Source organism: Nostoc sp. DedSLP04, assembly GCF_034530775.1.
Classification (GTDB): domain Bacteria; phylum Cyanobacteriota; class Cyanobacteriia; order Cyanobacteriales; family Nostocaceae; genus Nostoc.
This window is the reverse complement of record NZ_JAVRCL010000001.1, coordinates 183,477-201,956: the sequence shown is the minus strand read 5'-3', so window position 1 is coordinate 201,956 and position 18,480 is coordinate 183,477. Positions and strand designations below refer to the sequence as shown.

At 42.3% G+C, this 18,480-nt stretch carries 15 protein-coding genes and 2 pseudogenes; 6 read left to right on the top strand and 11 right to left on the bottom strand.

The features are described from left to right. Positions 1-295 precede the first annotated feature (295 nt). Entirely contained in the window at positions 296-1,552 is a 1,257-nt protein-coding gene (locus RMX89_RS00705) for a Na/Pi symporter (RefSeq protein ID WP_322687570.1), read from the top strand. Positions 1,553-1,709: 157 nt separating this feature from the next. Here the strand turns inward: RMX89_RS00705 and RMX89_RS00700 are convergent, their stop codons facing one another. The 9 genes and pseudogenes from RMX89_RS00700 to RMX89_RS00665 all read right to left on the bottom strand — a co-directional run bounded on the left by RMX89_RS00700 (position 1,710) and on the right by RMX89_RS00665 (position 9,618). After that, complete coding sequence (locus RMX89_RS00700; RefSeq protein ID WP_322687569.1) at positions 1,710-3,347, bottom strand: mucoidy inhibitor MuiA family protein; 1,638 nt, start codon at positions 3,345-3,347, stop codon at positions 1,710-1,712. A 109-nt stretch (positions 3,348-3,456) separates the two neighbouring features. Further along, a complete protein-coding gene (locus RMX89_RS00695) occupies positions 3,457-4,404 on the bottom strand; it encodes a LysR family transcriptional regulator (protein ID WP_322687568.1) in 948 nt (315 codons plus the stop codon). 246 nt (positions 4,405-4,650) lie between these two features. Continuing rightward, positions 4,651-5,439, bottom strand: a complete 789-nt coding sequence (locus RMX89_RS00690) for a BMC domain-containing protein (RefSeq protein ID WP_322673547.1) — start codon at positions 5,437-5,439, stop codon at positions 4,651-4,653. Positions 5,440-5,496: 57 nt separating this feature from the next. Next, entirely contained in the window at positions 5,497-6,264 is a 768-nt protein-coding gene (locus RMX89_RS00685; protein WP_322686963.1) for a transferase, read from the bottom strand. A 186-nt stretch (positions 6,265-6,450) separates the two neighbouring features. Continuing rightward, positions 6,451-6,696, bottom strand: a pseudogene (locus tag RMX89_RS34415) (ribulose bisphosphate carboxylase small subunit); the annotation flags it as partial. Positions 6,697-6,798: 102 nt separating this feature from the next. Next, positions 6,799-8,472 (bottom strand): annotated as a pseudogene (locus RMX89_RS00680) (ribulose bisphosphate carboxylase small subunit); the annotation flags it as partial. 94 nt (positions 8,473-8,566) lie between these two features. Continuing rightward, positions 8,567-8,866: a EutN/CcmL family microcompartment protein gene (locus RMX89_RS00675; RefSeq protein WP_322673550.1), complete on the bottom strand. Its 300-nt coding sequence runs from the start codon at positions 8,864-8,866 to the stop codon at positions 8,567-8,569. A 6-nt stretch (positions 8,867-8,872) separates the two neighbouring features. Continuing rightward, positions 8,873-9,217 (bottom strand): carbon dioxide-concentrating mechanism protein CcmK, encoded by a 345-nt coding sequence (locus RMX89_RS00670; RefSeq protein ID WP_010995041.1) that lies wholly within the window; start codon positions 9,215-9,217, stop codon positions 8,873-8,875. Positions 9,218-9,309: 92 nt separating this feature from the next. Continuing rightward, positions 9,310-9,618, bottom strand: coding sequence for a carbon dioxide-concentrating mechanism protein CcmK (locus RMX89_RS00665; RefSeq protein WP_012410633.1), 309 nt, complete (start codon positions 9,616-9,618; stop codon positions 9,310-9,312). 659 nt (positions 9,619-10,277) lie between these two features. Between RMX89_RS00665 and RMX89_RS00660 the strand changes: the two genes are divergently transcribed. From RMX89_RS00660 to RMX89_RS00645, 4 genes are all read left to right on the top strand, one after another. Then, positions 10,278-12,134, top strand: coding sequence for an NAD(P)H-quinone oxidoreductase subunit F (locus RMX89_RS00660; protein WP_322687567.1), 1,857 nt, complete (start codon positions 10,278-10,280; stop codon positions 12,132-12,134). Positions 12,135-12,224: 90 nt separating this feature from the next. Continuing rightward, positions 12,225-13,727: an NADH-quinone oxidoreductase subunit M gene (locus RMX89_RS00655; protein ID WP_322687566.1), complete on the top strand. Its 1,503-nt coding sequence runs from the start codon at positions 12,225-12,227 to the stop codon at positions 13,725-13,727. Between the two features lie 127 nt (positions 13,728-13,854). Continuing rightward, positions 13,855-14,985, top strand: a complete 1,131-nt coding sequence (locus tag RMX89_RS00650; protein ID WP_322672843.1) for a CO2 hydration protein — start codon at positions 13,855-13,857, stop codon at positions 14,983-14,985. Beyond that, positions 14,982-15,812, top strand: a complete 831-nt coding sequence (locus RMX89_RS00645) for a class I SAM-dependent methyltransferase (RefSeq protein ID WP_322687565.1) — start codon at positions 14,982-14,984, stop codon at positions 15,810-15,812. Before RMX89_RS00650 ends, RMX89_RS00645 begins: the two co-directional genes overlap by 4 nt. A gap of 19 nt (positions 15,813-15,831) precedes the next feature. Here RMX89_RS00645 and RMX89_RS00640 read toward each other — a convergent pair whose 3' ends face one another. Beyond that, the gene (locus tag RMX89_RS00640) at positions 15,832-16,299 is read right to left on the bottom strand and encodes a GNAT family N-acetyltransferase (protein WP_322687564.1); all 468 of its coding nucleotides are present in this window, start codon (positions 16,297-16,299) and stop codon (positions 15,832-15,834) included. Positions 16,300-16,431: 132 nt separating this feature from the next. Then, complete coding sequence (locus RMX89_RS00635; RefSeq protein WP_322687563.1) at positions 16,432-17,217, bottom strand: Uma2 family endonuclease; 786 nt, start codon at positions 17,215-17,217, stop codon at positions 16,432-16,434. A gap of 215 nt (positions 17,218-17,432) precedes the next feature. Here RMX89_RS00635 and RMX89_RS00630 point away from each other — a divergent pair, with 215 nt between their 5' ends. Then, positions 17,433-18,470, top strand: coding sequence for a serine/threonine-protein kinase (locus RMX89_RS00630; RefSeq protein WP_322687562.1), 1,038 nt, complete (start codon positions 17,433-17,435; stop codon positions 18,468-18,470). Positions 18,471-18,480: the final 10 nt, after the last annotated feature.

The window sequence follows — 18,480 nt, the reverse complement described above, 5'->3', positions numbered from 1 at the left end:
AATCATCAATCTCTTTCTTAAGATGTAAGCAATTCATGTTTGAAACAGATTAAATTTATAATAGTTGTTTATTAGAAAGTTATACTATTAGTTAGTAATTAAACATAAGTAATAATATCTAAATAAAATTACTACTATTGAGCAAGTTTCAATCAGTTTTTAATTTGTTTAAATAGGAAGTCAGCGTTTATTTTGGGACATAGTGAGAATTAAATTAATAGTAATGCTTAAACTTTTTTGACAATTAAATTAATAGTAATACATTAAAATAAAATTTTTGAGGGAGTATTGTATTATGTTGTTATCCAAAAGCCTAAAAAGAGTATTGAACAGTTTAATATTGATTATTATAGTTTCAGTTTTGGTAGTTACTCCTTCTATATTAGGAAATAATTTTTATTGGTTTGATGCACCAAGTGTAGAGATTAGCGTTAATGCTCAGACTCCTACTGGAGTAGAAGAAACACAACAGAAAAACAGCGATTTATCTCAGAATACTAAGGAAAAAAATAAAAATAGTCAGGATAAAAGTGCTGAGTCTAAAGGAGAAGAACAGGGAAAATTAGATATTTTTAAAATAGTCACGGGTGCGCTGGCGGGACTGGTACTATTTTTGTATGGTGTGACACGAATGGCCGAGGGACTGGAAGCGATCGCAGGCGATCGTGCCAAAGAACTAATTAGCAAGTTCACTACCAATCGCTACGCTGGAATAGCAACTGGCACGGTAGCGACAACAATATTAGATTCGTCCTCAGTAACAATCATCATTGTGATTGCAATGGTTAGTGCTGGTTTATTGTCATTTGTAGAATCTCTGGGCGTGGTTTTGGGTTCCAATATTGGTACAACTATCGGCGCTCAAATAGTTGCTTTTAACATTAGTGATTATGCCCCCATAGCAATGTTCGTTGGCTTACTATTAATTTTGTTGGGTAAAAAAGAACGTTGGAAGCAAATCGGTTTAATTATTCTTGGCATAGGCTTATTGTTTTTCGGACTTGACACAATTGAAAACGCAATGGAACCTTTCAAGGACTACCAGCCATTTCTCAAATTAATGGAAACCTTGGGTAACAACGCGCTTTTAGGTGCTGGAGTTGGGGCACTATTTACAGTCTTAGTTCAATCTTCCTCTGCCACAGTTGCGATTATTGTGACTTTGGCTAGTCAAGGATTAATTTCATTATCAGCAGGCGTGGCGTTAATGCTGGGTGCTGAAGTTGGCACTTGTGCTGACACATTAGTAGCTACCTTTGGACGCGAACGTCCAGCAGTGCGGACAGGTATCTTTCATTTACTTTTCAATCTGACTACTGCTGCGGTAGGAATTATATTTGTCACTCAATTGGCAGGATTCGCGCAATGGATTTCTCAGTTAATGGGAGCAGGGGATGATGTTGCTCGCCAAATTGCCAATGCACAGTTAATATTCAACTTGCTAGGCGTGGCATTAATTATTGGATTTCTACCCTTAATAGCCCGTGGATTGGAACGGTTACTTCCAGATAAAAAGAATCAAAATCGGCAGGCTGAAGCGGTTAAGAATTAAATCCAGCAAAAAGGCTTTATATTTGGGATTTCCAAAAATTAAATTACTCAATTCCTGCATCCAATACGACCATCAAAATTCTTCTTTCCCTGCTCCCTCTGCTCACCAAAGTAATTGATTATTTTTTTATTTGGAATTCCTTTAATGTATCTATAATCTAAATATCTAACCCAACTACCATTAAGTCGGGCGGATGTTCAACATTAAACTGGTAATATATCTCTCGTCGCTCTTGGGCTGGAAGAGTTAACAGCCATTCTAAAATCCCCATTTCACCAAGTTGAATTTGTGGATTGCTGCGACTGAGGCGTACTTTAATTTGCTCGTTGCGGCTAACTGGCAATTGTTCAGTTAATTTTAGATTTACTTCTTTCTCTAGTAAGTTAGTAACAATCAACCGATAACTATAAGTAATCCGGCGCTGGTTGCTAATTAATCTTTTATCTACCAGGCGCTCAACTAAATCGCGCTCAATTTTTAAACCTTCGTCAATTCCTAAGTTCAGTTTGAATTCTTGCCCTGGTGCAATATTCCCTAATCCAGTAGTACCGACAAAAACGTTGTTGCGGAAAATATTCGCTTTGCCTGGTAACAAAGTCGCACCATTGGGACTATTTTTCACATTCGCTTGTAGATAAGCAAAACTTACCAAGCGCGGCATTGCTACATAATCGAAGCTACAAGGATAATCATCGTTGAAAATCGTAGTTTTATGGGGTGCGCCATCGCTGGGAATATTACCACCGCCATTCAATTTAAAGGTAACTACACTCCCTTCTTTGGATACTTCTGCTGTAACGGTTTCTGCTAAAATCAGACTATCCTCTGCAACTTCGTCTTGTTCTTGCCAATCCACCCTGGCAGCAGAAGCAGGTGGCTCTGGTATGCTAGGCAGTAGTGGTGGCTGGGCAGCAAATCGAGCTCGTCGTTGTCGCGCTATTCGTGGAAGTGGCGCATCAATATACCAGGGTTCAAGTTTGGGTGGAAGCGTACCTAATCCTGGTTTAGCGGTAGAAAGAGTGAGATTTGCACCAATCCAATCTTCGCCAGTGCTTTGAGTGATTTCTGCAAGGTAACTCAAATGTACAATATCGCTAGTAGTGCTAAAGCGTAAGTCATAAAGCGGATTCCAACTAGCGCGATTTACTATGTAAGACACCTCTAATTCAAATTCGCCTTCACCCGCGACTTCAACGGCTACAACTAAGCTAAAACTCTCTTTAGGATGGGGTGTTTGGATTATTTGCAATGAGGTGTGGAGTGCTTGCAGTTGTTTGTCTAATTCCTGCTGTTGGGTTTTGCACTCTCCAGATGCGATCGCATATTCACTATACTGGCTGCCAAGAAAGTTGAGAAAATCTAAAGTTTCGCTGAGGCTGAGATTTTTCCGAGACAAACTTTGTGCAAAGGGTTCTTCTGTTTTTTCGCGTAAGCCAGCGATAAAACTAGATTGCAATGCTAAAGCGTCTACTTGGGCTTGTAGGTGGCGTTTTTCTGCTTCTAATTGCTGAATTTGCCTTGTCAAATGTGCTACTCGTTCTGCTACAGGTTCAGTAGTGTAGAGGCGATCGCTACTAACTCCCATCAAGCGCACCCCTACCGTACCTGTACCGCTAACCCGAACGGACTCACTTTCTAGAGTCATTGGCACTGGGGTAATTACTAATTCCTGTTCAATTCCTGTTAAATCAACTACACCTCGCCGTGTAACCAATGCTCTGTCAGAATACACGGTAACAGCTACAATCTCGCTTTGTACTGTTTTGCGCCAAGATGGTATTTCCGGGTTAACCACTGCCAGTTTTCCCCCATTTTTAATGATTCTGCTGGTTAATTGTCAATGTTTACCGATCTAACAGTCAACCCCTTTCGGGAATTCGTAATTACGAATTACGAATTACGAATTACGAATTCCCGTGAATTGGTTCAAAGGTACTATAAGCAGTATCAGCTTTTTGTTTAACAATATTTTTTGCCGCTGCTAGTAGATACTCATAATAGGCACGAGCGACGATAGATAGCTGCTTGCCAGATGGATAAACCATGTACCAATGCCGCTGAATGGGGAAGTGTTGCACATCTAAAATGCTGAACTCTGAAGCGTCTGATAGTAAGGTATGACGGGATAAAACAGAAATTCCTAAACCACCTGCGATCGCTTGTTTAATAGCTTCGTTACTTCCCAATTCTAGCTTGACTTTTACTACTATCCCTTGTTCTTCAAAGAGCTTTTGAACGGCGCGACGAGTTCCTGAACCTGGTTCCCGCATAATAAAAGGTTCGTTAGACAGGCGTTGTATAGGAATATTTTTTTCTTTAGATAAAGGATGATTAGTCGGTGCAAAGACTATCAAAGGATTTTCCAGAAATGGTTCACAAGTCACATCTATATTGTCTGGAATTTGACTCATAATATATAAGTCATCCAAATTTTGACTCATCCGTTCCAAAATTTGTTCGTGATTTGTTACTTGCAGCGAGATATCAATCCCTGGATAAAGTTCGCAAAATGGCCCTAACAAACGTGGGATAAAATATTTTGCTGTTGTAATCACTGCCAAACGTAATTGTCCCTGTTTTAGCCCTTTTAAATCTGCTACCTTCATTTCATACTGGGCGATATTGTGAAAAATCTGCCGACAAGTAGCAAACAATTCCCGTCCTGCCTCTGTCAGATACAATCGCTTCCCCACTTGCTCAAATAATGGCAAACCTACTGATTTTGTGAGTTGCTTGATCTGCATAGAAACGGTAGGTTGGGTGAGAAACAATTCCTCAGCAGCACGAGTAAAGCTACTGTGCCGTGCCGCCGCCTCGAACACCTTTAACTGGTGCAGCGTCGCTTGGTTCAAGAGTGATTCTCCTATATATAGCGATTAATAGATATAAAACTAGTATTGCTGAACACTGGCAAATGATATTGTGATGCTCACAGAAAGTTACGAGTTTCATCATAGACAAAACTCTATTATTTATATTAAAACAAAAGTATTTACTTATGGATGGAAAAAGCTATTATTCAGAATAGCTAAAGCGTAAGATGCCTTCTATCTAAACGATGAATGCTGAATGGATGATTTGACAAAATTCATCTATCATCATTCATCATTCCATAATTCTTCTTGAACTTTTGTCGGTAGCTTGGTTAAGTCTGGTAATCTTAGTACTTCGATTTCTGCAACTTGTTCTTTAATATTCACTGGCAAGTTTAACGGTTCGCGTTCTTCTATCCAGCAGCTTGCTAATGGCAAAGTTAACTCCATTTCGTCCAGCGGCCGAGGAATTACCATCACTGCATTCAATTCCCCAATGCGTTCTGCTTCAAACATTCCTGCTTCCACTGCTACCGCCACATTTGCTACAGAACCACGAATAATTGCCGTACACAAACCCCCACCAATTTTTTCATAAGCTGCTAAATGAACATCAGCAGCTTTGAGCATCGCATCACACGCTCCTACCATCGCGGGAAATCCTCGGGTTTCTACCAAACCAATTGCTTGGTTACTCAGACGGCTGGAATTGCCCTCTTCCATCAATTTAGTGAAACGGGTTGTGATGGGAAGTACTATATCTAGGTTGGGATAAGGTCGGGGAATCACCAAACTAGAAACTAACTGACCAAACTGTTCAGCCGTTTGCACGCCAGATTCTACCGCCAGACGCACGTCAGCAATTCCACCACGGACGATCGCAGTACAATAACCGCCACCAATTTTTTCATACCCAACCAGGTGAACTCCCGCTGATTTCAGCATCATATCGGCCGTCCCAACGATTGCCGGAAAGCTACGGCAAGAAACTAAACCCAAAGCAGTATCCTGAAAGGTTTCTTGACTACTCGCTCCCTGGATAGTACGAATCGACCGTTGATTATATGTTTCCATGATGAATTCTCCAAAATACGGAAAAAGCCGACAACTTACAATTAACACTTACTCTGACTAATCGTCAGGGTTTGGGTCGTTCAAGGATTGTCTGTGAGGAAACAATGTAGTCAACAGTCTGCTTATGCTCCCTTGTCCATAAATTTGAGTCCCAAAACCATTAGGGGATTCTACAGCAGGCTGACTGGGATCTGAATGATGTTCTGTTGACTCTTGGGATTCCCCCAAGGTGGAGTCAGTATCATTGGTCGGTTCCTCCACAGGAGGAGACTGACTTTCGGGAGTGGCGGGAGATTTAAAATAAGAAATTGACTTGTTTTGTTTGAAATCTACAAAAGCCGAAGCTGAGAAGTTAGTTGAGGAAATTACCTTTTCCTGACCTCCACCTGAGCTATTTTCTTCTTTCGGTGGTGTATTTGTAGTAGAAGTTGGGTTATTTGTAGATGCTTCTAGCTGTTTTGTTGGCTCAATCTGCCGACTGGTGTCTCCTAAAATTGAACCAGGCGGTACTACTTGTTCGGGTTCAACCGAATAGTTAAAAACTGTAGTCGCTGAACCAATACAAGCATTTGCGCCAATTTTGCCTTTGCCAATCATCAAAAAGCCGGCTCCCAGGTTTGCACCTGCTTCTACTTCTAGAGTGCCTTCATGGACTTGGAGAATTGCTCCCATACCAATACAGACCCCTGGCCCAATGACGATCTTGCTGTTTACAGCCGCTTGGAGGATCACCCCAGGTGCAAGTACCGCGCTTGGATGAATAGTCACCTCACCACTAATGTAAGTATCAAAGTTATTGCTGAGGCGCAGTAGCGGCACAGACATGGAAATTTTAACCTCGGAAGCCCTAAGAAGATAGGAGTTAAAAGTGAGGAGTTAGGAGTTAGTTAAAAGTGGGGGAGTTATAAATTTTAAGTTTAGAGTTATCAATTAACAATCTTTTTTAACTCCTAACTTCTAACTCCCAACTCTTGTACAGACGCGATTAATCGCGTCTCTACTCCTAACTCCTTAAGGTCGTTGAATAATCGTTTCTAATACGCGACGCTTGGCTTTGGGGTCAACACCAATTAAGCGTACATATTCCCCTTGGTATTCGCCGAGTTGTCTTTCTACGGCGGCGATCGCTTCTCTTTCTGAGGAGGCTTGAATTTGACCAGTACTAGTCCAGGAACCTGTACGGAACCGTCGTTGATCTACGTGTTCAATGCTAATTTTTGAGCCGCTAGCCAATAATTGCCGGAGTTGGTCTACTACTTCACTACTCAAGCGGGTAGCTGTTGCTGTTGCTGTTGCTGTTGCAGAGGGCGCACTGCTAGTAAATGATTTCTGACCGTCAGAGGAGGCTACTTGACCATTTGGACGTTGGATAATGGTTTCTAATACCCGCCGTTTGGCTTTGGGGTCAACACCAATTAAGCGTACATATTCCCCTTCGTATTCGCCGAGTTGTCCTTCTATGGCGGCGATCGCTTCTCTTTCTGAGGAGGCTTGAATTTGACCGGTACTAGTCCAGGAACCTGTACGGAATCGCCGTTGATCTACGTGTTCAAGGCTAATTTTTGAGCCGCTAGCCAATAAATGCCGGAGTTGGTCTACTACTTCAGAACTTAAACGGTTACTGCTAGCTGTTCCCCTATCATAGGATGCTGCACTACTGCTAGTACTAGTAAATGATTTGTGACTACCAGAGGAAACTGCTTGACCATTTGGACGTTGGATAATGGCTTCTAACACCCGCCGTTTTGCTTTGGTGTCAATACCGATTAAACGTACATACTCACCTTGATGGCTTGCGATACATTCTTCCAAAGCGGAGATGACTTGATTTGTGGAAGTTGCATCAATTGGCGTGCAACTAGTCCAGGAACCAGTACGGAAACGCCGCTCATCTACGTGTTCCATACCAATTTTGTAACCACCTGCCAAGAGTTGGCGAATTTGCTCTAGAGTTTCGCTACTGACTTTGCCACTGCTAGAACCGTTACTATTACCATTATCATAGCTGTTGCTGTAGCTTCTGTAACTGCTATTACCATGACTAGCTGGAGCTTTAAAGCTGCTAGCTGGTTTTGCATCATCATCAGGACGTTGGATGATGGCTTCTAGCACGCGTCGTCTATCTTTGTCAATGCCAAACAGTCGGACATACTCGCCGCTATGCTCTTGTAGACAGCCTTCTAATGCTGCGATCGCTTCACCGAGAGATCTCGGTTCGATTGGTTGGCAACTAGTCCAAGAACCCGTGCGGAAACGTCTTTGGTCTACATGTTCTGTACCAATTTTATACCCTTGCCCCAATAGATACCGCAACTGATCTATTGTTTCTCCACCCAAGCTATTGCTCGACACTTCACTACTCCTTTCCAACTCTAAAACAGTAATACCATTACCTGTATAAGATTTAGCGTTCTCATCCCGAATGGGTGCTATACATTTAGTATCCGCAGCACAGAGATAACCAGCTCGTAATGCCTGATTAATTCCAACCACATGATGAGCAAATTCTTTATCTTGATCTTGCACATCTGGCAAGCGATCGGCTTGCTGCTGGCTGGTAATTATCGCTCCCGAAGGTACATACTTCCCAGAGGGAATCTCTACGTCTTGAATCAAAGCGTGCATCATTACGATGCAACCTGCACCCACCCTGGCATTAAATATCGTAGAGCGAAAGCCAATGAAGGAATTATCACCTACATAAGCTGGCCCGTGAATTAGAGCCATGTGGGTAATGCAAGCGTTTTTACCAATCCATACTGAGTATTTATTTTGGTCATCGCCAATTACTCGGCCTTGCTCCAACCCATGAATGACAACACCATCTTGAATATTGGTGTTTTCACCCAGATAAAAAGGTGTGCCTTCATCCGCTCTAATCGTAGTCCCCGGAGCAACGATTACATTTGCACCTATTCGTACATCCCCAATCAGATTGGAGAATGAATGTACAAAAGCAGTTTCATGGATTTTGGGTTCAGCTAAATTCCTTGACCACGGGGTTGGGGGTGCCGCCGTGCTGCGGACTGCCATCGCGAGATTCCTCCTCTATTATCATTTGTCAGTTGTCATTTGTCAGTTGTCATTTGTCGACAGCTAATGACTAATGACTAATGACCAATGACTATCAATATTGATCTTTTTTGCTGTAAATGAGGCGATCTTCAACGTAAATAGTATCTATGATCGCCACCACTGCTGCATCCAATGGACGCTGTTCATTGCCAACAACTTGACGAGCGGCACTACCACGAGTGATGAGTACCCACTCATCTACTCCTGCTCCCACAATATCTGCTGCTACTTCATACTCTGGTAAGATATTGCCGTTTTCATCTACTAATTGTAACAACAGTAGTTTCACACCTCTAAGAGTTGGCTCTTTTTGGGTGCTAACTACTGTGCCGCGAACTTTGGCAATTTGCATTACAAATTACGGTCTTCTACCGAAAGGACGAATTGCATTCACATTTTCCCGGAACTGCTCTACATCTTCGGTATAACGAATTGGGAGGACGTATTCCAAGTTTTCGTGAGGACGAGCAATGATATGAGTAGACAACACTTGTCCGCCGTTGACCCGCTTTACAGATTCAACCCCAGCAGCTACGGAAGCTTGCACTTCCGAAACGTCACCCCGAACAATTACCGTCACCCGACCACTACCGATTTTTTCATAACCTACTAAAGTGACGCGGGCAGCTTTCACCATTGCATCAGCAGCTTCCACTACTGCTGGAAAGCCCAGCGTTTCAACCATTCCCACTGCAATTGACATTAGTTTTAATCCCTATTTCAAAGTTTTTAGTCTTGGACAAAAGTGATACTCTTTTCAGGCAAAAAGCGTTAATTACTTTGTTTAAACAGCTTTTAAGTACGGAATTGTTCCACCGCTTCTGTGTAACGTATCGGCAAGACGTATTCCAGGTTTTCGTGAGGACGAGCAATGATGTGAGTGGATAACACTTCACCACCAAAGACTCTTTTTGCCGCTTCAACCCCAGCAGCTACAGAAGCTTGCACTTCCGATACATCTCCCCGAACTATCACGGTGACGCGAGCGCTACCAATTTTTTCATACCCTACTAAGGTGACACGGGCGGCTTTCACCATCGCATCAGCAGCTTCCACCACTGCTGGAAAGCCCTTCGTTTCAATCATTCCAACTGCAATTGGCATCGCAGAACTCCTACAAAATTAATGCAATCTGTACTGTCGTTTGAATTTTTTGACGGGGAGAGCCTGATCTTATAGCTAAGAAAACACTTCCAAATTAAGCATAGGAAAGCTTGGCGTTCCTGGCAATATAAATTACTATAATAGTTTATGATAAGAAAGTTTTAAAAAACTTAACAAAAAGTTATCTAGGCTTCTGAGCAATTAAAGTTTACAGATTCCTTGAGCAGGCACTTATGCTTTATAATTTCTTTATCACATTTACAAAACGACATTCATAACCAGGGCTAATCCTATCTGACAAAAGGTAAGCAGCGGCTGTATGTTTTGCTGTATCTATCTTTTATCAAATATTTCTAAGTGCACAAGGACTAAGTGAAATATATATAAGTTTTTCAAATATATTGTATAAATTACTTTGGTTAAAGTAGAAATACAAATGTAAAAAGGTCAGCCATCTTAAGGCAAGTAAATGCTTTTGCTTATGTAAAGTTATATTTTACTTATATTTAATAGGGTAGCGTTAAGTAAAAGTACTTCTGGAAGTTCAGTTAAAATAATAGTAAAAAAACATTGGTAATTTTGGTAAATTAATTTTATTAAATAACATAATTGGTTGAAATTTTTTTAAAATCAAGGCTGAGTCATCAAGGGAAATTTAAATGGAGCAATTTCTATTTTCAACAAGTTGGTTTGTGCCTTTGTATAGCTTATTGGGCGCAATTTTGACATTGCCGTGGGGAATAGGAATAATTCGGCGAACAGGGCCCAGACCTGCGGCATACTTCAACTTGTTGACGACCGTTTTAGCTTTTGTTCATAGCCTGTTTGTATTTAAAAATGTCTGGGATAGAGAACCAGAAACCTTACTAATCAATTGGTTCAAAGCAGCAGATTTAGACTTATCTTTTTCCTTGGAACTATCCCCAGTCAGCATTGGGGCAACAGTTTTAATTACAGGGTTAAGCTTACTGGCACAAGTTTACGCTCTGGGTTATATGGAAAAGGACTGGTCGTTAGCGCGTTTTTTTGGGCTACTGGGATTTTTTGAAGCAGCGCTATGTGGTCTAGCAATCAGTGATTCTTTGTTTCTCAGCTATGCGCTTTTGGAAGTCTTGACGCTTTCAACTTACTTGCTGGTGGGGTTCTGGTACGCTCAACCACTAGTAGTGACGGCGGCGCGGGATGCATTTTGGACTAAACGGGTAGGAGACTTGTTGTTGCTGATGGCTGTAGTGACACTTTCTACCTTAGCTGGGAGTTTGAACATTTCGGATTTATATGAGTGGGCGCAAACAGCTAATTTAAGTCCAATGACATCGACGTTGCTAGGGTTGGCGTTAATTGCTGGGCCTGCTGGTAAATGTGCCCAATTTCCACTGCATCTGTGGTTAGATGAGGCAATGGAAGGGCCCAATCCTGCCTCGGTAATGCGGAACTCTCTAGTCGTAGCTGGTGGTGCTTATTTACTGTATAAACTTCAACCATTATTAGCCCTGTCGCCAGTTGCCTTGAATGCCTTGGTAATCATGGGTACAGTAACGGCGATTGGAGCGACATTAGTATCCATAGCTCAAATTGACATTAAGCGATCGCTATCTCATTCCACCAGTGCATACATGGGGTTAGTGTTTTTGGCAGTGGGGTTGCAGCAAGGAGGTGTAGCCTTGATGTTGCTGTTAGCTCATGCGATCGCCAAAGCATTATTATTTATGAGTTCTGGTTCAGTCATCTTAACTACCCAAAGCCAAGACTTAACAGAAATGGGCGGTTTGTGGTCGCGGATGCCAGCCACCACCACAGCCTTTGTAGTTGGTTCAGCCGGGATGGTGACACTGCTACCCTTGGGAAGCTTCTGGGCAATGCTATCATGGGCTGACGGTTTCGTGAATATTAGCCCTTGGGTAATTGGGGTTTTAATATTAGTCAATGGTTTGACAGCATTGAATTTGACAAGAGTATTTAGATTAGTCTTTTGGGGTAAACCGCAACAAAAAACCCGTCGCACCCCAGAAGTTGGTTGGCAGATGGCCTTCCCAATGGTGTTTCTAACAGTGCTGACTCTGCTTTTACCTCTAATGTTACAGCAATGGTACTTACTACCCGATTGGGAAAGTATTAATTGGTATGTGGTGTTAGCCTTGTTTAGTTCTACCGTAGTGGGGGTAGGTGTAGGGTGTACAGTTTACCTGCACAAAGCTTGGTCAAGATCCAGAATCCTAGCGTGGAGATTTCTGCAAGACCTGTTAGGTTATGATTTTTATATTGACCGAGTTTATTATGTCACCGTGGTAAGTATAGTAGGACTGCTATCTAAAATTTCTGCTTGGAGCGATCGCTACTTGGTTGACGGTTTAGTAAACTTGGTTGGGTTTGCGACCATTTTCGGCGGACAAACCTTAAAGTACAGCATTTCTGGGCAATCTCAGGGCTATATGTTGACCATCCTAGCAGTTGTCAGCGTCTTGGGGTTTTTCATCAGTTGGTCATTGGGTTTACTAGATAAATTGCCTTTTTAGAGAGACGCGATAAATCGCGTCTGTACAAAACGTAGAGACGCGATTTATCGCGGCTGTTATTCATGCCTCATCTCCCCTTACCCGAAGTCTATGCTTAGTGTTTTAATTCTAGTACCGTTGATTGGCGCGGCTTTAATTGGTTTCTCGCCCTCTAGCATCAGTGGAAAATTTGCCCGTAAGGTGGCTTTAGTCTTTGCCATTATCGCTTTCTTGTGGACAATCGTATTAGTAAGTCAGTTCCATCCAGGAGAAATTACTCAACAGTTTGCTGAGTCTCTCCCTTGGGTAGATGCTATAGGGCTGAACTATAACCTTGGAATAGATGGTTTATCTTTGCCGTTGCTGGTTTTAAATGGATTGTTAACTGCCATTGCCATCTACAGCAGTGATGAATCGCTACAGCGCCCTAAATTTTATTACTCTTTGGTACTATTATTAAGCGCTGGGGTGACAGGAGCCTTTCTAGCACAGGATTTACTATTATTTTTCCTGTTTTACGAATTGGAACTAATTCCGCTGTATTTGTTGATCGCCATTTGGGGTGGCGCCAAACGGGGTTATGCTGCGACTAAATTTCTTATTTATACAGCCGTTTCGGGAATCTTGCTTTTAGCAAGTTTCCTCGGTATGGTTTGGCTGAGTGGTTCCTCTAATTTTGCACTAGCAACCTTGAACGCGACAACTCTACCTCTAGCCACACAGCTTTTATTGCTAGCGGGAATTTTGATCGGTTTTGGAATAAAAATTCCCTTGGTTCCCTTCCATACTTGGTTGCCAGATGCTCACGTTGAAGCTTCGACACCGATTTCCGTGCTATTGGCTGGGGTGCTTTTGAAGTTGGGAACTTACGGCTTACTGCGATTTGGCATGAACTTGTTACCAGAAGCTTGGGCTTATGTAGCTCCTTGGTTGGCGACTTGGGCAGTAGTGAGTGTACTCTATGGTTCATCCTGTGCGATCGCCCAAAGCGATATGAAAAAAATGGTAGCATACAGCTCCATTGGACACATGGGTTACGTGCTTTTAGCAGCGGCGGCGGGCACACCTTTAAGTGTATTGGGTGCTGTGATGCAAATGATTAGCCACGGCTTGATTTCGGCAATGCTGTTTTTGCTAGTAGGGGTTGTGTATAAAAAAGCCGGAAGCCGTGATTTAGCAATCATCCAAGGATTACTGAACCCAGAACGGGGTATGCCAGTAATTGGTAGTTTGATGATTGTCGGAGTCATGGCCAGCGCTGGTATACCGGGAATGCTAGGGTTTATTTCCGAATTCGTAGTTTATCGGGGAAGTTTTGCAGTTTTTCCAGTGCAAACTTTGTTATGTATGCTTGGTACTGGTTTAACAGCAGTTTACTTCCTATTACTTGTTAACCGCGCCTTTTTTGGACGTTTATCTTCACCTGTTGTTAATTTACCACGTGTGTATTGGAGCGATCGCATCCCAGCTGCAATTTTAGCTGTGCTGATTGTGATTTTTGGCATTCAACCTAGTTGGTTAGTGCGTTGGACTGAACCAACAATTACAGCAATGATAAATACCCAAAACGTAGTAGCAGTGTCTTTGGATAAAGCAATGGGGAATGGGGACTAGGGACTGGGGACTGGGGACTGGGGAAAAGTTTTCCTAATGCCCAATGCCCAATGCCCAATGCCCAATGCCCAATGCCCAATGCCCAATGCCCAATACCCCAATTCCTAAACTTTTTGGAGAGATGCCAATGGTAACTATTAAAAAAAAAGCTCCTCACAATCCCTTAGCTGAGTATATTGAACGCCTACAAAAAGGAGATGCATTACTCCCTGATAGTCCAGAGAATGTATTAGAAGTTGTTGGTATTCTTAAAAGCTATGGGGTAGTTTTAGATGCTTACTCAATAAATCTTAACTATATTGCCGAGCATCAGTTTTTAGTATTTTTCCCATTTTTTAAATATTTTAATGGAGAGGTTTCTTTTCAGAAATTACTCCGTCACTGGTGGCATGACCGAATCAATTTTGAATATGCCGAATATTGCATGAAAGGCATGATGTGGCATGGTGGCGGCGGACTAGATACGTATTTAGATACACAAGAATTTCAAGAAAGAGCGCAAGCCGTTATTGCCGCAAAATTTAAAAATAATCCCTTGATTCTGGGTATTAACCAACTGTTTCCAGATTTCTTAACAGAACAGTTGCGCGTCTCTGCTTACTACACCGGTTTAGGTCAATTCTGGCGAGTCATGGCTGATATGTTCCTCAACTTATCAGACCGCTATGACCGAGGCGAAATCAAATCGATTTCCCAAGTTGTAGACCACATTAAATCAGGATTAGTGGCAAATGCATCAAACCCAATTACCTACGCTGTCAAAATTCGAGGTAAGGTCTATGAAATCATTCCCAAAAGCGTTGGTTTGACTTTCTTAGCAGATACAGCAATACCTTATGTAGAGGCAGTATTTTTCCGGGGAACTCCTTTCCACGGTACTGTTTCATACAACGCCCAAGCTTATCAAATCTCTCCCGATCAAAGTCGATTTCAATATGGTGCATTGTATGCCGATCCTTTACCCATCGGTGGCGCAGGTATTCCTCCTACCTTGTTGATGCAAGATATGCGTCATTATCTTCCAGAATATTTGCACGAAATTTATCGTCGCAGTCTTCGGGGTGAAGATGATTTGCGAGTTCAAATTTGTATGAGTTTCCAAAAATCGATGTTTTGCGTGACGACAGCAACGATTTTGGGACTGATGCCTCATCCTTTAGATACTAAAGATCCAAATGAGCAAAAAGTTAATCGAGTTTATTTAGAAAAGTGGATGAGTCGGTTACAAACTTCGCGGTTGCTGGATGTGAATAAATGACGGATAATTCCATCATTACTCACGAGGTATTCAAGCAATTTGAGCGCGACAAATTTTCTCTTATAGCTCAAGAATACGATCGCGCGATCGCTGTTGTGACTTCTCAGGTAGATGAAGCCATATTGGATGCTGTGGGAGCTAAGTCTGGTATTCAATTGCTAGATGTGGCTTGCGGCACTGGCTGGCTTAGTGCCGCAGCACTAAAGCGGCAAGCTATAGTCACAGGATTAGACTTTGCAGAGAATATGGTGGCCATTGCCAAAGTGCGATGTCCTCAAGGGTCATTCTATCAAGGGGACGCTGAAAACCTAACTTTCGAGTCGGGCCAGTTTGAAGCGGTGGTTTGTAACTTGGGTATTCTCCATTTTCCAAACCCCGAAAAAGCGATCGCTGAATCCTTTCGCGTACTCAAACCGGGAGGACGCTACGCTTTCACCTGCTGGACACCGCCAACACGCAATCCATTTATGGCTCTGATACTGGGTTCGGTGCAGACTTATGGCAGCATGAATGTGAACATACCTTCTGGGCCACCTTTGTTTCGCTTTGGCGATCGCACTGAATGCGAAATGGTTTTAAGCGCCGAGGGATTCACTCAAGTATCCGTCACCGAACTGCCTATCAAGTGGACTTTCTCTACACCTGAAGACGTGATGCCAAAGATTATTGTAAGTTCGGTGCGTCTGGGGTCGATATTGGCAATGCAAACCGATGAGCAACGGCGCAATATTGAAAACGCAATTATCGAGGGAGCCTCAAAGTATATCACAGAAAATGGTGTGGAAATTCCCGCTTCTGTGATGCTGACTCTCGCTTACAAAGCATAAGCTAGAACAACCTTTGAATTTAGTAATTTTTTAAGTATTTTTCCATGACAAAATTTATCAGCTTTTGCCCTCTACGCTCTACTTCTTGCTTTTTGATAACAATAAATCCCTGACTCTCAAAAAAAGGTTTAGCTGTAATACTAGCTTCGGTAAATAACTTTTCCAATCCTAAAGAATTTGCTTTTAATTCAATCTGTTCTAAGATTTTCTTACCAACACCTTTCCTTTGAAAATCTTTATGGCAATAGAAACGGTCGATATGACCATTAGCCTCTAATTCTCCAAAACCAATAATTTTGTCTTCTTCTGCTACATAAGTAAACTTACTTCCTAAACTTTTAATCCAAACTTCAACATCCATATTTGCTGGTGCCCAAGCATCTACTTGTTCTTGTGTGTAATCGTGAATATTCACTTCATGAATAGTGTCGTAGAACAATTTCATAATTTCTTCGGTATCAGCTATTTCGTATATTCTTAATTTCATAAAGAAAGTAATTAATCACAAATAATCTCTCTTCTAAGAAACAAGGCAGGAGGCAGAAGGGAAGAGGATTTGACTTGTTTCTTCCATCCATAACGGAATGGATGTAAATAAGTAGTTGATTTTTGATCGATATTATGCTTCTGGCTCAATGCCGAGCGATCGCAATTGAGCAATCAGAATCTCATTTCGTTGGCGTTCAAGTTCTGCGCGTTGGCGTTCAAGTTCTGCGCGTTGGCGTTCTTGTTGTGCGCGTTGGCGTTCAAGTTCTGCTCTTTCATCGCCAGTCAACAATAAATTACCTTGCAAATCCCACCAACGTAACCAGGGCAATTCCACGTTTTGATAAACTCCAAGCCTTATGCCTAACTCCACTCCTAAACCAGGTATAGGATAATGTCCTCGTTCATTTGCTGCTAATAACTGGTATTGTCCACCAATCAATTCATACACTTCTATACTGGCTTTATTCACTTCATAAATGCCATAAAACGGAGGACGAATTACTTGCTCATAAATCCAAAATTTGCCCTTCCAAGGGGTTGTATCTCGTTCTTCACTCCCATCACCAGAGACGAATTCTAAGACAATTAATGGAGCGATGTGTTCTCGCCAAAATACATAAGAACGGCGCGTCAATCCATCTAGTAAGGGCGGGACATTTCCTACATAAAACCAATCCGGTGCTGCTGCTCCTTTCTCTGGAGGATCTGTCAACCGCCAGTAAATACCTAAGTCCTGACCTATACAATATTGACCTTCTGGATGTAATTGCTGGAGAATGGGTGTAATTGAATCCGTTAGTAAGATACTTTGGGGATGCTCTTGCCAATTTTTCACAAAGGTGCCGTCAGAGTCTGGTAGCTGCGTGTGGTCAGGAAATGGGGTGAGATCGGTATCGAGGTTGATTGCAGAGGTCATAAGTTACCTTTGCACTAGCTAAAGGTTGTTTTTAGTTTAGCAATAGAGAGAGAAAAAAGCGTAGGCGTAGCCCGCACTTCGGCTCATTTCGGCTACGCTCAATGACCAACGCTCAGTGACCGTTGTAGACATCACACCTGTTCTGCCAAACTAGGCTCAAGTTATTAAGGCTCTCTTGTGTGAGAATTAATCTAAGCATTTTGGGAGTTGCAAAGATGGCTTGGGTAGCTGGCGATCGCTTGCAAGGTGGAAAATACACCATTGAAAGAGAGTTGGGAAGAGGACGCTTTGGCATTACTTATTTGGTGAAAAATCAGAATGGCGATCGCCAAGTCATTAAAACCTTAAATGACGATTTACTAAATTCCCTAAACCAGTTGGAACGCGGACGACTGGAAACAATGTTTTGGCAAGAGGCGGTAAAACTTACTCAATGTAAACACAAACATATTGTGCAGGTTGCAGAACCGTTCAAAGAAGGAGAACACTGGTGTTTAGTAATGGAATATGTGGATGGTGTCAGTTTAGCTGACCGTCGCCAACAAATACTTTCTGAATCAGAGGCTTTACGCTACATTCAACAAATTGGAGAAGCACTGATTAAAGTACATGAAAATCGGTTGATTCATCGAGATGTACATCCAGGAAATATCTTTTTGCGAGTGCGAGAAGGACAGCCGGAAGCGGTGCTAATTGATTTCGGTTTAGCTCTCGATTTCGACCATATCTTAACCACAAGTAGAACAAAGGAAACTTCTGAGGGATTTACACCGCCTGAACTTTATGCTCAACATACTAAACCAACTGGAGCATATAGCGATATTTATTCTCTGGCGGCAACTCTTTATGTGCTTCTGACTGGAAAAACACCAGTCAGTGCGCTCAAACGTAAGGTGGATAACGCTCCTTTAGTGGAACCAAAAAAACATAATCCTCAGATTAGCGATCGCACCAACCGAGCAATTTTAACAGGTATGAAGCTAGATCCGAAACAGCGATCGCAGTCAATGCGAGAATGGCTCGATTCTTTAGGCTTGACTGGGGAAAACTTGCAGCCTTCAGTAATCGAACCATCTAAAACTAACTCAAATTGGGAGCGAAACATCCAGTTTTGGGGAGTGGTGATAGCTGCGATCGCAGCTTTAGGAGGCTTACTTGCAGGGGTGGGTGCTGTGATGGATAAATTAAAACCCCCTGCACCTAATAGTCCACCATCAGTATCTCCTAGTCCGTCATCTAGCAAAACACAGTAGAATTAGCTAA

Bases quoted from the DNA above. Each gene is read 5' to 3' on its own strand.
- RMX89_RS00645 (WP_322687565.1), top strand. From the start codon at position 14,982: ATGACGGATAATTCCATCATTACTCACGAGGTATTCAAGCAATTTGAG.
- RMX89_RS00640 (WP_322687564.1), bottom strand. From the start codon at position 16,299: ATGAAATTAAGAATATACGAAATAGCTGATACCGAAGAAATTATGAAA.
- RMX89_RS00660 (WP_322687567.1), top strand. From the start codon at position 10,278: ATGGAGCAATTTCTATTTTCAACAAGTTGGTTTGTGCCTTTGTATAGC.
- RMX89_RS00685 (WP_322686963.1), bottom strand. From the start codon at position 6,264: ATGTCTGTGCCGCTACTGCGCCTCAGCAATAACTTTGATACTTACATT.
- RMX89_RS00655 (WP_322687566.1), top strand. From the start codon at position 12,225: ATGCTTAGTGTTTTAATTCTAGTACCGTTGATTGGCGCGGCTTTAATT.
- RMX89_RS00635 (WP_322687563.1), bottom strand. From the start codon at position 17,217: ATGACCTCTGCAATCAACCTCGATACCGATCTCACCCCATTTCCTGAC.
- RMX89_RS00690 (WP_322673547.1), bottom strand. From the start codon at position 5,439: ATGGAAACATATAATCAACGGTCGATTCGTACTATCCAGGGAGCGAGT.
- RMX89_RS00705 (WP_322687570.1), top strand. From the start codon at position 296: ATGTTGTTATCCAAAAGCCTAAAAAGAGTATTGAACAGTTTAATATTG.
- RMX89_RS00650 (WP_322672843.1), top strand. From the start codon at position 13,855: ATGGTAACTATTAAAAAAAAAGCTCCTCACAATCCCTTAGCTGAGTAT.
- RMX89_RS00630 (WP_322687562.1), top strand. From the start codon at position 17,433: ATGGCTTGGGTAGCTGGCGATCGCTTGCAAGGTGGAAAATACACCATT.
- RMX89_RS00675 (WP_322673550.1), bottom strand. From the start codon at position 8,866: ATGCAAATTGCCAAAGTTCGCGGCACAGTAGTTAGCACCCAAAAAGAG.
- RMX89_RS00665 (WP_012410633.1), bottom strand. From the start codon at position 9,618: ATGCCAATTGCAGTTGGAATGATTGAAACGAAGGGCTTTCCAGCAGTG.
- RMX89_RS00670 (WP_010995041.1), bottom strand. From the start codon at position 9,217: ATGTCAATTGCAGTGGGAATGGTTGAAACGCTGGGCTTTCCAGCAGTA.